14 protein-coding genes are annotated in these 13,109 nt (G+C 62.7%); 9 read left to right on the plus strand and 5 right to left on the minus strand.

All coding sequences use genetic code 11. The features are described from left to right. The first annotated feature begins 211 nt into the window (after window positions 1-211). The 4 genes from IPV69_RS16040 (at window position 212) to IPV69_RS16055 (ending at window position 3,993) form a co-directional block, all read left to right on the plus strand. Window positions 212-1,243: a rod shape-determining protein gene (locus tag IPV69_RS16040; RefSeq protein ID WP_206295650.1), complete on the plus strand. Its 1,032-nt coding sequence runs from the start codon at window positions 212-214 to the stop codon at window positions 1,241-1,243. 136 nt (window positions 1,244-1,379) lie between these two features. Beyond that, on the plus strand, window positions 1,380-2,249 hold the full coding sequence (locus IPV69_RS16045; protein WP_206290698.1) for a rod shape-determining protein MreC: 870 nt from the start codon (window positions 1,380-1,382) through the stop codon (window positions 2,247-2,249). Between the two features lie 56 nt (window positions 2,250-2,305). Beyond that, the gene (mreD, locus tag IPV69_RS16050) at window positions 2,306-2,842 is read left to right on the plus strand and encodes a rod shape-determining protein MreD (RefSeq protein ID WP_206290699.1); all 537 of its coding nucleotides are present in this window, start codon (window positions 2,306-2,308) and stop codon (window positions 2,840-2,842) included. A gap of 269 nt (window positions 2,843-3,111) precedes the next feature. Beyond that, complete coding sequence (locus IPV69_RS16055; protein WP_206290700.1) at window positions 3,112-3,993, plus strand: sugar phosphate isomerase/epimerase family protein; 882 nt, start codon at window positions 3,112-3,114, stop codon at window positions 3,991-3,993. Window positions 3,994-4,049: 56 nt separating this feature from the next. Here the strand turns inward: IPV69_RS16055 and IPV69_RS16060 are convergent, their stop codons facing one another. After that, window positions 4,050-4,706 (minus strand): hypothetical protein, encoded by a 657-nt coding sequence (locus IPV69_RS16060; RefSeq protein WP_206290701.1) that lies wholly within the window; start codon window positions 4,704-4,706, stop codon window positions 4,050-4,052. Between the two features lie 437 nt (window positions 4,707-5,143). Between IPV69_RS16060 and IPV69_RS16065 the strand changes: the two genes are divergently transcribed. The 3 genes from IPV69_RS16065 (at window position 5,144) to IPV69_RS16075 (ending at window position 8,598) form a co-directional block, all read left to right on the plus strand. Beyond that, window positions 5,144-6,352: an LptF/LptG family permease gene (locus IPV69_RS16065; RefSeq protein ID WP_206290702.1), complete on the plus strand. Its 1,209-nt coding sequence runs from the start codon at window positions 5,144-5,146 to the stop codon at window positions 6,350-6,352. Between the two features lie 580 nt (window positions 6,353-6,932). Next, window positions 6,933-7,199: a hypothetical protein gene (locus IPV69_RS16070; protein WP_206290703.1), complete on the plus strand. Its 267-nt coding sequence runs from the start codon at window positions 6,933-6,935 to the stop codon at window positions 7,197-7,199. A 178-nt stretch (window positions 7,200-7,377) separates the two neighbouring features. After that, window positions 7,378-8,598 (plus strand): ankyrin repeat domain-containing protein, encoded by a 1,221-nt coding sequence (locus tag IPV69_RS16075; protein WP_206290704.1) that lies wholly within the window; start codon window positions 7,378-7,380, stop codon window positions 8,596-8,598. Between the two features lie 26 nt (window positions 8,599-8,624). Here IPV69_RS16075 and IPV69_RS16080 read toward each other — a convergent pair whose 3' ends face one another. Then, window positions 8,625-10,052 (minus strand): CpaF family protein, encoded by a 1,428-nt coding sequence (locus IPV69_RS16080; protein ID WP_206290705.1) that lies wholly within the window; start codon window positions 10,050-10,052, stop codon window positions 8,625-8,627. Between the two features lie 277 nt (window positions 10,053-10,329). Between IPV69_RS16080 and IPV69_RS16085 the strand changes: the two genes are divergently transcribed. Both IPV69_RS16085 and IPV69_RS16090 read left to right on the plus strand, forming a co-directional pair. Further along, on the plus strand, window positions 10,330-10,821 hold the full coding sequence (locus tag IPV69_RS16085) for a DinB family protein (RefSeq protein ID WP_206290706.1): 492 nt from the start codon (window positions 10,330-10,332) through the stop codon (window positions 10,819-10,821). An 81-nt stretch (window positions 10,822-10,902) separates the two neighbouring features. Then, on the plus strand, window positions 10,903-11,472 hold the full coding sequence (locus IPV69_RS16090; RefSeq protein WP_206290707.1) for an ATP/GTP-binding protein: 570 nt from the start codon (window positions 10,903-10,905) through the stop codon (window positions 11,470-11,472). 172 nt (window positions 11,473-11,644) lie between these two features. Here the strand turns inward: IPV69_RS16090 and rpsR are convergent, their stop codons facing one another. The 3 genes from rpsR to rpmE all read right to left on the minus strand — a co-directional run bounded on the left by rpsR (window position 11,645) and on the right by rpmE (window position 13,052). Continuing rightward, window positions 11,645-11,908, minus strand: a complete 264-nt coding sequence (rpsR, locus tag IPV69_RS16095) for a 30S ribosomal protein S18 (RefSeq protein WP_206290708.1) — start codon at window positions 11,906-11,908, stop codon at window positions 11,645-11,647. A gap of 151 nt (window positions 11,909-12,059) precedes the next feature. Continuing rightward, complete coding sequence (locus tag IPV69_RS16100) at window positions 12,060-12,650, minus strand: hypothetical protein (RefSeq protein WP_206290709.1); 591 nt, start codon at window positions 12,648-12,650, stop codon at window positions 12,060-12,062. 165 nt (window positions 12,651-12,815) lie between these two features. Continuing rightward, a complete protein-coding gene (gene rpmE / locus IPV69_RS16105; protein ID WP_241179932.1) occupies window positions 12,816-13,052 on the minus strand; it encodes a 50S ribosomal protein L31 in 237 nt (78 codons plus the stop codon). Window positions 13,053-13,109 lie beyond the last annotated feature (57 nt).

The following is a 13,109-nucleotide window of genomic DNA, read 5'->3' on the forward strand; positions in this document are numbered from 1 at the left end:
ATCTGAAATCTCGTGTTGGAGATTTTGTGACCTGCTGCTTGCAAACTTTCGATTCTTGCCTTGAAAACCGTCGGGTTGGTCGTTTCTATCCCTTTGTGATGCAATCATTTAAGGGGATTCAGAACCGGCCGAACCTCGGTGGGCTTGCGACCAGGCGAAGACCTCCCTCATTGAAGGAGTCAGTGACGTGATCTTCGATTCTCTCCTGGGGATGTTCAGCATCGACATGGGGATCGACCTCGGAACGTGTAACACCCTGGTCTGTGTAAAGGGTGAAGGCATCGTTCTGAACGAGCCCAGCGTCGTCGCCGTCAAAAAGGGCACCAACAGGGTCCTTCAAAATGGCAACGCCGTCGGTCTGGTCGCCAAGGAGATGCTGGGCAAAACGCCAGGCTCCATCACCGCCATTCGCCCGTTGAAGGACGGCGTCATCTCGGACTTTGAAGTCACCGAGGCGATGCTGTCGTACTTCATTCGGCGCGTGCACGGCCGAAAGCACTTCATCGGGCCGCGCGTTGTTATCGCCATTCCATCTGGCATTACCGCCGTCGAAAAGCGCGCCGTTCTGCAAAGCGCAGAGCGCGCCGGTGCCCGCCGCACGTACCTGGTCGAAGAACCGATGGCCGCCGCGATCGGCGCCGGCCTGCCGGTCACCGAACCGACGGCGAGCATGATCGTCGATATCGGCGGCGGCACGACCGAAGTCGCCATCATTTCGCTGGCTGATATCTCCGTCTGCAAGTCGGTCCGCACCGCCGGCGACGACTTCGACGAGGCGATCATCAACCACATGAAGAAGACGTATAACATGGCGATCGGCGAGCAGATGGCCGAACGCATCAAGATCGAGATCGGCTCGGCGAGCGTGATGGGGGACAACGAGCCGAGCATGGACGTCCGCGGCCGCGACATGATCAGCGGCCTGCCCCGCAAGACGGTCGTTACCACCGAAGAAATCCGTGAGGCGCTGCAGGAACCGGTGACGAACATCATCGACGCCGTCACGCAAACTTTGGAACAGGCCGAGCCCGAACTCGCGGCAGACTTGGTCGATAACGGCATCACGATGGCCGGCGGCAGCAGCCTGCTTCGAGGGCTGCCGAACGTCATCGCGAATGCGACGGGCCTGGATGTCCGGCTCGCCGAGGACCCGCTCACCTGCGTCGCGAGGGGTACCAGCGTTTACCTGGAAAACCTGGAACTCTGGAAAGAGACGATGGAGAGCGACGCCGACGATTTGTAGGGCGGCGGGTCATGTAGGGCGGGCACTTTCCGCCGGACGCAATGGCGGCTTGGCGGTTGATGTCCATCCCACGGCGTGTGGTGCACTTCGAACGGTGTTTCCGGCGGGCATTGCTCGCCCTACCTGATGTTCACCTGTGCGGTTTAACCAGGTCTTCTATCTTCTGCTCGTTCTCAGCGCGGTCAGTGCTTTCGTGTTGCCACATCGTCTTTCGGACCGCTTTCGCCCCTTTGCCGGCACACTTTTGACGCCGGTTGCACAGCCGTCGCGATCCATGGCGGCCTGGCTTTCCGGGCGCGGTGGCGGACCGGTAGCGCCGACGGATCCTCGGCCGGCCGATGCCGTGGTGAGCGAAAACATTGACCTCAAGCAGTCGGTCGCCAAATTGACGTTTGACCTCAACGAACTGCGCAAGGTCAACGCCGAGCGGGAAAAACTCGGCGACATCCGCGATCTGTGCACGCCGGTGACGGTCATCGGTTCCGAAAGCACGGCCAGGCAGATTCTCATGTTGCGATCCAGCAGCCTGGCGGGGCTGACCAAGGGCATGGCCGTTCTGCACGAGCGCGACATCGTTGGTGTGTTGGACAACGTCGGGCCGGCTTCGGCACAGGTGCGGCTGGTGTCCGACCCCAAGTCGAGCGTGCGGGCGCATTTCGCGTCGTTCGTGAAGGCGGCGGCCGCTCCCGGCCAGCCGGTCAGCGACGACGAACTGCCCGTGCAGTTTGTCCGGCTGAATCTACCTGCGATGCTCGTCGAAGGTGCGGGTAACGGACGGATGCTATGCCGGCACATTGCCCTGACGGACGCCGAGAAAGCAGGGCTCGCCGAGGGTGCCTGGGTTGTCGTCGATGACCCCGATTGGCCCAAGGAAGTGCAGGGTCGACGTGTCGGCGTGGTCAAGAAGATCAACAAAGGCGCGAAGATGATGGCCGAGATCGAGATTCGCCCGGAGGTGGATCTGCTGCGACTCAAAGAGGTCATGGTCCTGACCAGGGGACGCTAGCGGTCAACGCCACCTCGAATGCCGCACGCCTTTGTCCCACACGCTGCTGATCCGACATGCGCTGGCTCCCCGTTTTCATCATCGCCTACGTCGTCCTCGGCTTGCAGCTGGGGACCGGCGATCTGCTGGCGTACAAAGGAGCACAGCCGAACTTCGTGCTTATCCTCGTGGTTTTCATCGCGAGCAATGCCCCGCGTGATGCGGCGCTCCTGAGCTCGCTGTTGCTCGGATTGTTTCACGACATGATTTTCCCCCACGCACTGGGGCTTTACACATTCACTTATGGTCTGGCCGGCCTGCTCGTTGCCGGAAGCCGGCAGGTCGCCTACAGCGACCACCCGCTGACGCACTTTTTCCTCACGCTGGGTACGGGGCTGGTCATCGCGGCGATCCTGTGGATTCACTCCCTGATTCGGCCTGCCGGAAACCCACTGGACGTCGCGGGCGTGGGGACACTCCCGGCGATCGCCGGCTCGACCAGCGCGTACTTCCTGACGGCGGTCTATTCGGCGTTCCTCTCGTTGCCGATGATGTGGCTGCTGGCAAAAGCAAAACCCTTGCTGGGCTTCAGGCCCGCAAGACAGCGCTACTGACAGGCGTTTGGTCCATCGGACACGCGACGTACGACGTCGGCATCGATAGCACCTATCGGAACAGCGAGCTGGGAAGGTGACACCGGAGCGGCGGGGGCAAAATATTCCAACTCGATATCGGCATCCGGCACCGGCGTCCAGCGAATGCAGGCCTGTTTTGAGGCATTCTTGCTGGCTTCAGGCGGCATGGCCGTCGAAACTGCTTGACTTCACGCGGTGACGGTTCGAAACTTTCCCATTCCCGATCAAACGACCTTTCCGGAGTACCCATGACCACTGACCGCTCGCGCCGTGATCTGCTCAAGTCCGCCATGTTCGCCGCGGCGATGCCGATCGCCGGTGTTGCTTTTGCCGCCGACGAACCGAAGGACCTGCTCAAGCCGAGCAACCCGACCGCCGGGCCGGACCGGTTCAAGGGTCTGAAGGTTGGCGTCGCGTCATACACCTTCCGGAAGGTGACGCTCGAACAGACGATCAAGGCGATCCAGCGGGTCGGGCTGCACTACGTTTCGATCAAGGACTTCCACCTGCCGATGAAGAGCACCGCCGAAGAGCGCAAGGCGGTCGCAAAGGCGTTCGTCGACGCGGGGATTATGCCGCTGTCTTGCGGCAACGTGAAACTGACGACCGACGAAGCCGCCAGCCGCAATGCTTTCGAATACGTCCGCGACACCGGCGCGAAAGTGATGGTGTGTGCCCCAGACCCCGCCGCGTTGCCCATGCTCGAGAAGCTGGTCAAAGAGTTCGACATCAAGCTTGCGATCCACAACCACGGACCGGAAGACAAGATCTTCCCGTCGCCGTACGAAGTTCAAAAAGCCGTCGAGAAACTGGACCCGCGCATCGGCTACTGCATCGACGTCGGCCACACCGCTCGCGCGGGTCACGATCCTGCCAAGGCCATGCGCGACCTCAAGGACCGCCTGTACGATGTCCATTTCAAGGACGTCGCCGATCTCAAGGGCAAGAGCGCCAAGTCGGAGATTGAACTGGGCCGCGGCGAGCTCAACATCAAGTCGATGACGCAGGCCCTGATCGAAATCGGCTTTGTGGGTCATGTCGGCTTCGAACACGAGAAGGACCCGATCGATCCGCTGCCCGGCCTTGCCGAATCGGTCGGTTATCTCAAGGGTGTGATTGCGGCGATGTAGAAAACCGCACAGCGATCCGCAGTCCAAGGCCCTGTGGTAATGCTACGGGGCCTTTTCTAATGCGCTGCGGGAAGGCGACCAAGCCGGATTGCCCAGACGATCGCGCAGAAGTACGTGAGGCAGGCCGCGGTCTCGATGGTCTCCTCGCAGACCTGCGACTGGCGGAGATTCAGACGGTAGCGAAGAAGGTCGTCCAGCGCATAAGCGACGAACATCAGCAGCGTCGCGGTACCAAGGGGCCAGACGAGCCTCCCTTGTCGGCGACCCCGGAGAAACATCGCGATCGCGCCGCGCCACACGACATAAGCACCGGCTGCCGCGATAGCCAGGAAGATTGCCGCCCAGAGGATGCGCGGGGGAAAGGGCGAATTGCCGCTGGTCCACCAATCTCGTCGAAAGTGGACGCCCCAATAGCCAATGACATCCGAGTTCAGCTTTTCGTGAAGGTCGGCCTCGCGGGCGCTGACGAGCAGAGCACCGGCGGCAAGAAGCATCATCAACGCGCGGGCCTCGCGGTCACGCGATCGGACCGCCACGACCAGTGCCAGTACCGCCGACAAAATCCACAACGAACTATGAAAACGTTCGAGAGGTCCGGTTTCGGCTGAGGTGGCGAAAAGGCCGTTGATCGCTGCCGAAGTTGCGGCGATCGCCACCGACCCGGCCAGCGAGCCCAGCACGATCGCCAGCGAGACGAGCAGGCAGGCTCCCACCGACAACTCTATAGCACTACTTCCGGCTGCGGCGAGTTGGAGATGCCATGACCGCGCTGCCCGTCTCGCTGCGAGATACGAGGCCAAAAGGCATACCCCGCCCACCATGCTGAACCAGGTCAGAAAGAGTGCGACATCTCCGTCGCCGGCGAGAATCGCCGAGTCACGAGCGGCGCCAGCTCGCGCCTCGGTCGACGGCCAGCAAAGCGAGAGTGTTACTGTCGACGCGATCGCCGCCGTTCCCCGGACTGACTTCGAGGAATCCTCACGTTCGGCACCACTCGAATTGGAAGTCGCGCACTGACGCGGCATACTGCAAATCCAACGACGGGAGCGAACGCTTTCGAGCGTTCGTTTGCTTCAAGTGGAATATCCTAGGACAATTCGGGAGTCGGTGTAAGTCACCGGGTCGCGCGGCCGTCACGGACGATTCTCAGATGAAGATTCTCGATCGCTATGTTTTAAGCACATTTCTCAAGAACTACCTGATCGCCTTCATGGTGCTGGTGGGGATGTACGTCGTACTGGACATGGTGTTCAACTTCGACGAACTCGTGGACGTGAAGGGCGTCGGCGAGGCGAGCAAGACCGACGTCTGGGAGACCATCGCCGGGATTGCAGACTTCTACTTCTATCAGGTCTTCGTTTTCTTCGTTTACCTCAGCGGCATGATTCCCGTCGTCGCCGCCGCATTCACCCTGCTGCGGCTTGCCCGCTTCAATGAGCTGACGGCAGTTCTGGCGGCGGGCGTACCCATGATACGGATCGCGCTGCCGATCTGCCTGGCGGGGATGGTGCTCCAGGGGCTGCTGATTATCGACCAGCAGTTGCTGATCCCACGGATGATCCCCAAGCTGATGCGCGATCATGACGAACGCTCCGACGCCGGCTCCAAGAGCTTCGATATTCGCGTGATGCAGGACAGCGACCTGGGGCTGCTGCGCGCCAGCCGGTACACCCCCGGCACCGCGACCACCCCGCCGACCATGGAGATCGTGGACATCACCGAGCGCTCGGAGGTGGACCATCCGATCATGTCAGGCGGCAAACCGCTCGTCGGCCCCGATGGCAAGGTGGTCATGACCCGAGACCTGATCGCCTCGGCGCATATCACTGCCGACGCGGCGATCTGGAACGACGGCGAGCAGCGGTGGGATCTCGTCAACGGCCAGCGGGTGGTCGGGTTGTCACCGGATTCACTGCGGTCCGTGGTCCAGCCGGTCGCGTTCTACCGGAGCAACGTGACACCGGAGGAAGTTGCACTCTATCGCAGCGGCAACTGGGTGGAGTTTCTCAGTTCGGGCAAGATCGACGAACTGCTCCAGCGGCCCGGCAGCTACGGTCAAACCCACCTGATGCGCGTCAAGCACTGGCGGTTCGTGCAGCCGATCATGAACCTGGTGCTTCTGCTGCTGGCGATTCCGTTTCTCATGACGCGGGAGCCGGGCAAGCTCAAGTCGGCGGCGTCCAAATGCCTGGTCGTGACGGCGGTCGGGATGGGGGCGATCTTCCTGTCGCACCAGCTCGCCGGAACCCTCCCGCCAAAGCCCGAATGGGCAGCGTTCTGGCCCGCCCTGATGGCTTGGACACCGGTATTCATCTTCGGACCCTTGGCATATCTATTCCTTGACCGAGTCAAGACTTAGGATTGTTAATAGCAGATCGCTGCTGATCGCCTGAGCGCCCTGTCTTCGGTTGCCCGCGAGTTGCCGACCCGGGAATCGAATCGTACATCCTGTGGGTCAGCCAATCGCACTCGACCGGGCCTTACGAGGCCTCGTCAGACGCAATTGAACTGGCGGAGGACCGCCTGTTGGCTACACGGTGCTGACAGGTTGTGAGGTCTTCGTCGGGGACGCTTGTCGCCCCCGGAACATTGCCGGGCTTTCCATGAGAAAGCGGCGTGATTCCAAAAACGCTCCCTTCCCACTTTCTGGCGACGCCGGCCGCGCCCACACCGCGGCCGGCGTTTTTGTTTTTGCGAGCAGTCGCAACGATCCGCCGACTCCTCTAAAGCCAGCGCATGCCTTCGTCGCCGGCGCTCGTTCGTTCAGGTCGTGTCCGGCTTAGGGTCAGCGGCCTGCCCTGATGCAATCAATTTGCATGTCGATGGTTGTAAATCCGACGACGCCCCCCGTCCGTACAGTTTTGCGGAAATATTCGCGCGGCCATCCGTGTAGTCTTCGCGGATTCCGACTGTTTACCCTTTTTTCCCGGAGGCCTCTCATGATTCGTTTCCTCTCCCCCGTCCTCGGTATTCTCATGCTCGTTGGTGTCGTCGGCTGCCAGCACAGCGACAGCAAGATGAGCGACTCGAAGATGATGTCCGAAGTGGACGTCTGCCCTTCCTGTAAAGGCACGCAGAAAGCGACTGGCGACGGCAAGTGCGAGATGTGCGGCAAGATGGTCGCCGACGCCTGCCCGACTTGTCCCGGCGTTCAGGTTGCGGTCGACGGCAAGTGCCCCAGCTGCGGCAAGGGCGTCAGCAAGTAAGCCCTCGGCGGCTCCGCCGCCCGATAGCGCTGCACTCACATCCGGTACCCCACCAGGCTTCCTGTCCGCTCAGCGCGACTGGAAGCCTGTTTTCATTGCTGTGCCTCGCTCCCGCTGATTTGGACAACCCCGCCGGCCGTGGGATGATCGGTGCTCCTGAAGCGAAGGGAGCAACCCCATGTCGTACCGCGCCTTGAAATGCCTGTTCCCGGCGATGCTGCTGGCCGGCTGCCAGCCCGCGGCGACAGCCCCACCTCAGCGCGATGCCGCGGCAACATCCCAAAGCGCATCGAAACCGGCCACGAAACATGCTACCGGCGGGACGACCCTTCGAAATGCCGCCCGAACCGGAAACATTGTCCTGCTCCGTCAGAGGATTTCAGCCGGCGAAGACCTGTCCGATGCCGATGCCGCCGGTCAGACCGCGCTCCACCTTGCCGCCGCCGCCGACAACGCCGACGCAGTAAAGGCCCTGATCGAAGCCGGCGCGGCGATCAATGCGGCCAGCGCCGACGGCAAGACCCCGCTTCACTTGGCAGCCATGGCGTCAGGCACCGCGGCCTCGGTGCTGATCTTTCGCGGAGCGTCGATCGATGCCCGCGACCAGTGGCAGCAGACGCCGTTGCACCTGGCGGCGTACGCGGGCCGCGAATCGATCATCTCGATGCTACTTAGCCACAAAGCCGACATCGGGGCACGCGACGCCGACGGAGAGACGCCGCTATTCAAGGCCGCGCGGGCCGGAGAGGTCGGTGCCCTGGATCGACTGATCGCCGCCGGTGCCGATGTCAACGCTGCTCGAAATGCGCCGGCGACCACGTTGCAGTCCGCCGCGGCGGCGCCGACGGGTGATACGCCGCTGGTCGCGGCGGCCCGCGAAGAGCAGGACGCGGTCATCCGCCATCTCTTGGCGGCCGGGGCGAAGCCGGCCATCCCGGGGGAAGGCGGTCACACCGCATTGCACATCACCGCGGGGAAGAATCGGGTCGAGATCTCCCAGGCGCTGATCGACGCCGGTGCCGCGATCAATGCCAGGGACGAGGCGGGTAACACGCCGATGCATCGTGCTGCGGGGCGTGGTCGTCACAACGCGGTCAAGCTGTTGATCGATCGCAAGGCCGACCTGGATATTCGCAATGGTGTGGGGCAGTCGCCGCTGCTGGTAGCGGCCGGGGCGGGCGAAGCCGAGATCTGCGCGTCGTTGCTGAAAGCGGGCGCCGATTTAAATGCGGTCGACCAGGACGACAACTCGGCGTTGCACCTGGCGGCTGCCGCCGAGAGCTCGACGACGATCCGCGTGCTGCTGGACAGTGGTGCGAAACGGACCGCGACGAACAAAGAGGGAAAACGTCCGGGTGACCTGACTACGAGTGAGAACCTGAAGTCTCTGCTCCGCTGAGACTCGATCCGGCACTCGTGCAGCTATTACCACCAGCCCTTTTTCTTGCCGTTATCGGCACCCGCGCCACCGGCTGCGCCGGCCATCGCCGGCACCGCTCGCATCTCGGGGCTTCCGGGCCGCTGATTCGGGTGGCCCATGCCGCCACCGTTGGGCAGGTACATTTCCGCCGGGAGGTCGAACCCGTGGGCCTCGAGCTTCTCCTGAAAGCTGGGCCGCAGGCCGCTGGGGCGGAGCGACCCCTTGATCTTGCCGTTCTCGTCGACGCCTTCTTCGTGGAACCGGAACAAGTCTTGCATCACCACGCGTTCCCCTTCCATACCGGCGATTTCGGTGATGTGGGTGATCTTGCGCGTCCCGTCCCGCAGGCGGGACTGCTGCACGATCAACTGCACCGCCGACGCCAACTGCTCGCGCACCACCCGGACAGGGAAATCGATGCCGCCCATCAGCGCCATCGTTTCGATTCGGCTGACGGCGTCGCGCGGGGTGTTCGCGTGGAGCGTGGTCAGCGAACCGTCGTGGCCGGTGTTCATGGCCTGGAGCATGTCCAGCGTTTCGCCGCCCCGGCACTCGCCGACGACGATGCGGTCCGGCCGCATGCGCAACGCGTTGCGGACCAGGTCGCGAATGGTGACGGCACCGCTGCCGTCGATTTCGGGCTTCTTGCTTTCCAGCCGGACCACCTGGTCCTGCCCCAGTTGCAGTTCGGCGGCGTCTTCGATCGTGACGATGCGTTCGTGGGTCGGGATGAAGCTCGACAGCACGTTCAGCAGCGTCGTCTTACCCGAGCCGGTGCCGCCGGACACGACGATGTTCGTTCGCGCCACGACGCAGGCTTCCATGAACCGGGCCATGTTCTCGGAGATTGAGCCGTACTTGACCAGGTCCTGAATCGTGAGCCGACGGGTCGGGAACTTCCGGATCGTCACGTTGCACCCGTCGATCGCGACCGGCGGAATACAGGCGTTCACGCGTGACCCGTCGGGCAGGCGGGCGTCTACCAGCGGATTCTTGGTATCAACGTGCCGGCCGATGGGGATGATGATCCGGTCGATCACCCGCCGGACGTGCTGGTCGTCGTCAAATTTCACGGACGTCAGCGTTGAACGACCTGCCCGCTCGGCATAAACGCGGTCGTGACGGTTGACCATGACTTCCGTCACCGACGGGTCGTCCAGCAGCGACTGGATTGGACCGAAACCGCAGACTTCGTCCAGCGCCTGCCTGATCAGCATCTGCTGGATGTCCGTCGAGAGATTGGGAGCCACGTGGGGCATCAGTTCGACGAAGCGGGCTTCAAGCCGCGGCCGCGCTTCGGCGGGCGGAAGCTGCTCGCCGCCCCGTAGATCCCCCTGAATTGCAGCCAGCAACTCGAAGCGAAGTCGCTTGATCTCGTGAAGAGGCACGGTGGCGATGGCTGTATCGGCGGTCGGAGCGTTGTCTGCAATCATGTGACTTCTGCGGTATCGGATTGGGTACGGCGCATCCCCGTCGTAGCGCTACACGCGATAGAATCGACCCGTAAACGGGGTCGGGTAAGGGAAACTGGCATGTCCGGGAATACATGGCCCGGCGTGGCTGATCAGGACGGCACTCGCAGGAAGCGAAGCGCTCGAAGCCGCGCCCACAGCGCTGCCGTGTGCCCACCGTCGCGAGGAGGCGCTCCGAGGCTCGCGCGGATTTCCATACGCGCACGAGTAGAATGCGTCCAACGAAAGGACACGCACCGTGCCGACATCGATTGACGTTCTCGTTAACACCCTCACCGGCGCCAAAGGCCTGGTCATGGGTTATTGCCAGGACCTCGGGCCCGCGGAATATCTCCACCGGCCGACGCCCGAAAGCAACTGCGTCGCCTGGCTTCTGGGACATCTGGTTCTGACCGACCGCCGCATCATGACAATGGTGCTCGGCGCGTCAGACCTTCCGGCACTTCCCGACGGGTTTGAAAAGCGGTTCAGCCGCGACGCCGGCTGTCCGCAGGCCAGCGACTTTGGCGACACGTCCATTCTTCTCCCCTTGTTCGCACAAACCCGCGACCTGCTGATCGCCCGCGTGCGTTCGACCGACCCGGCCGACTTCGACAAGCCGCTGGCGTTCAAGCACCCGCGGTTTGATACCCCCTGGGGCGCGGTCAACTTCATGGGTCTCCACGCGGCGATGCACGCCGGGCAGATCACCATCATCCGCCGGAGCCTCGGCCGTCCGCCGCTGGTTTAGGCGAATCGATGTGGCGTCAGCAGTCTGATTCGGGATTTCGAACAGCGGATTTCGAACTGAAATAGCCTTACAGTCCCGCCAATGGACCCATCGCGGCGAATCGTACTGACTGGCGGACCCGGCGCGGGCAAGAGCGTGATCGGTCGGGAGATCGCCGGTCGATACCCGGATCGGTTTGTTCTCATCCCCGAGGCCGCGACGCAGGTCTACACGCGATTGGGAACCCGCTGGGACCGTCTCTCGATCGAAGAACGCCGTGACGTGCAGCGGCAGATTTATCGCTGGCAACTCGAGCAGGAACAGAGGATCGCCGAGGCGCATCCCGGGCATGTGCTGCTGCTGGACCGCGGGACGATCGACGGGGCGGCGTATTGGCCCGACGGACCGGACCAGTACTGGGTTGATGTCGGCAGCACCCACGGCATCGAGCTGTCGCGGTACGACGCGGTGATCTGGCTGGAGACGGCGGCGGCACTGGGGATCTACGACGGCGACGCGAGCAATGCCGTCCGCTTCGAGCACGCCGACGCCGCCGTTGATGCCGGTCGCAAACTGCTCGAACTCTGGGGCCCTCACCCGAATCTCAGGCACGTGGGCGCGTTCGTACACTTCGAGGACAAGGTTTCGGCGGTGTGCGAGATGCTCCCGTAGGGTCCGCCTTGGCGGACGCGAAGTTTCGCATGTGGCGCAATACGCGGCGTGACGCGTCCGCCAAGGCGGACCCTACCTGGCGCAATAAAAAAACGCCCGGTCCTCCGCAGGACGGGCGCTGTACTACAGAAAAAACCTGTAGCAAGAATTCTTGTGTCAACCGTTTCGTCGATCAGACGATCGCGGTGACGTAGGGCAGAAGCGACATGTAGCGGGCCCGCTTGACGGCCTGTGCGATCATGCGCTGTTCCATCGCGGTAGCGCCCGTGCGCTTACGGCTGAGGATCTTGCCGTTGCCGCTCAGCATCTTCTTCAGCGATTCGGTGTCTTTGTAGTCGATGTAAATCTTACCCGAGGTGCTGGTGCGGGCGATCTTGATTTTCGGGCGACTGAAGGTCTGAAACTTTTCGGCCCGTTCGGGACGCTCTCTTGCCATTGCTGTTAACTCCGATGCCTCATGGGTTTAGCCCGCCAGTCACGACGCAGACACGCGACCGCCCGGCGGGCGAGGGAGGGGAAGTATAGCGACGCCTCGCAATACAGCAAGAACCCCCGTCACAGAATCAACAGGCGGAGCAATTCCCCCGTCACTTTGCCGTTACCACGCCCACCGACGTCTGCTCCCGTGCCGATTCGGCGGTCGCGAGTTCGCTTGCGATCACGGGCTGGCCGCTCAGGGTGCCGGCGTACCAGATCCAGGCATTGCGGCCGGAACTGGTCAGGCAGGCTCGGACGGTGTACTTCCCGCCGCGGGCAACGAACCGGATGCCACCCCGTCCATCGGCCAGGCTGTTGTCGGATTGCTTTTCGAGCAGGTCGGCGGCGCCTTCGCTCTTGAGCATGCCGTCAAGGAACTCGCCGAGAATGCGTTCGTTGCTCGCCAGGGGCATCAGCAGATGACGAACGTTCAGTACCCCGTACGCGGTTGCACCGGACGGACTGATCCAGACCTGATGCTCGCTGATCGAAGTCGTCTTGATGGGCTCGGCCGACCAGTCGGCAGGGGGCGTGCACGTCGCGCGGACCACCTCGACATAACGAGGGTCGGTCAGCGCTTGTGGACGGGTCGATGGCAGTGTTGCCGGAGGCGTGGCTGTTGGCTGCGGCGATGGTGTTGCACAACCCGTCGCCAACAGCAGCAGGAATAGAACCGTTGCAATGAGCCGGTAAGGTCGCATCAGGGACGAGTGTAGGTCGTCTGCGGGCGGGTCGTTTGCCGAGAGCGCAGCAGAAAAAAACCGACGCCGTCGGCCGAGGTTTTTGACGGGGGCTCCCTCGGGGCGACGGCGTCGATTGTCTTCAGCACCTGCCACGATGCGTGGCAGGGCGGCATACCCGGGCCATTACTTGGCGGCGGGTGTGTTGGTCTTCTGGAAGCTGTAGGTGCCGCCGAACTTCTTGCTGAACCGCTCCACGCGGCCGGCGGTATCCACGAACTTCTGCTTGCCCGTGAAGAACGGGTGGCAGGACGAGCAGATATCGACGCCCAGCTTGGGCTGGGTGCTGCGGGTGACGAACTCGTTGCCGCAGGCGCAGCGGACGTTACAGGTCTGATAACGGGGATGAATCTTGGCTTTCACGGTCGAACTCCTTGGCCGGACGTGCGTGGAACCGCAATTAACGACAGGCGGAGATCG

It is taken from the genome of Humisphaera borealis, assembly GCF_015169395.1.
Classification (GTDB): domain Bacteria; phylum Planctomycetota; class Phycisphaerae; order Tepidisphaerales; family Tepidisphaeraceae; genus Humisphaera; species Humisphaera borealis.

Coding starts and splice junctions, on each gene's coding strand:
- IPV69_RS16040 (WP_206295650.1), top strand. CDS start 212: ATGTTCAGCATCGACATGGGGATCGACCTCGGAACGTGTAACACCCTG.
- mreD (WP_206290699.1), top strand. CDS start 2,306: ATGCGCTGGCTCCCCGTTTTCATCATCGCCTACGTCGTCCTCGGCTTG.
- IPV69_RS16055 (WP_206290700.1), top strand. CDS start 3,112: ATGACCACTGACCGCTCGCGCCGTGATCTGCTCAAGTCCGCCATGTTC.
- IPV69_RS16065 (WP_206290702.1), top strand. CDS start 5,144: ATGAAGATTCTCGATCGCTATGTTTTAAGCACATTTCTCAAGAACTAC.
- IPV69_RS16070 (WP_206290703.1), top strand. CDS start 6,933: ATGATTCGTTTCCTCTCCCCCGTCCTCGGTATTCTCATGCTCGTTGGT.
- IPV69_RS16075 (WP_206290704.1), top strand. CDS start 7,378: ATGTCGTACCGCGCCTTGAAATGCCTGTTCCCGGCGATGCTGCTGGCC.
- IPV69_RS16080 (WP_206290705.1), bottom strand. CDS start 10,052: ATGATTGCAGACAACGCTCCGACCGCCGATACAGCCATCGCCACCGTG.
- IPV69_RS16090 (WP_206290707.1), top strand. CDS start 10,903: ATGGACCCATCGCGGCGAATCGTACTGACTGGCGGACCCGGCGCGGGC.
- rpsR (WP_206290708.1), bottom strand. CDS start 11,908: ATGGCAAGAGAGCGTCCCGAACGGGCCGAAAAGTTTCAGACCTTCAGT.
- IPV69_RS16100 (WP_206290709.1), bottom strand. CDS start 12,650: ATGCGACCTTACCGGCTCATTGCAACGGTTCTATTCCTGCTGCTGTTG.